Origin of the sequence: Pseudomonas sp. TR47 (genome assembly GCF_044143025.1) — a bacterium.
Taxonomy (GTDB): Bacteria; Pseudomonadota; Gammaproteobacteria; order Pseudomonadales; family Pseudomonadaceae; genus Aquipseudomonas; species Aquipseudomonas putida_E.
In genome coordinates this window covers 1-349 of sequence record NZ_JBHFCS010000084.1, presented here as the reverse complement: position 1 = coordinate 349, position 349 = coordinate 1, and the positions used below count along the sequence as shown (strand labels likewise).

The following is a 349-nucleotide window of genomic DNA, read 5'->3' as shown; positions in this document are numbered from 1 at the left end:
ACGCAAAATCGGACGTCTTCTACTTCGCCGATAAAGCTGCCGGTGCAGACGACCTGACCGTTAACAGCTTCGGTTCTGGCGACTCGATCGTTCTGGGCTCGAGCTTCACCCAGGGCGCCATCGGCACTGCTGACAGCAACAAGCTGGAGTTCTTCCTGGTACAAGGCTCTGCTGGCGTTCAAGTTGTAGTGGAAGGCGTAGAGTACGCTAATGCCTCTACCACCGTTGACGCTTCGGGCAACGTAACTGCTTCCCCTGAAGCATCCGTTATCACCCTGACTGGCGTTTCGCTGGCTGACATCGCTGTCAACAACGGCGTTATCACCCACGTCTGATTTGTCAGCGTGAC

Annotated in this window: 1 pseudogene; it reads left to right on the top strand. The window is 55.9% G+C overall.

Going from position 1 to position 349, the window contains the following annotated elements:
- Positions 1–335: pseudogene (locus tag ACEWE8_RS26120) on the top strand (hypothetical protein); the annotation flags it as partial.
- Positions 336–349: the final 14 nt, after the last annotated feature.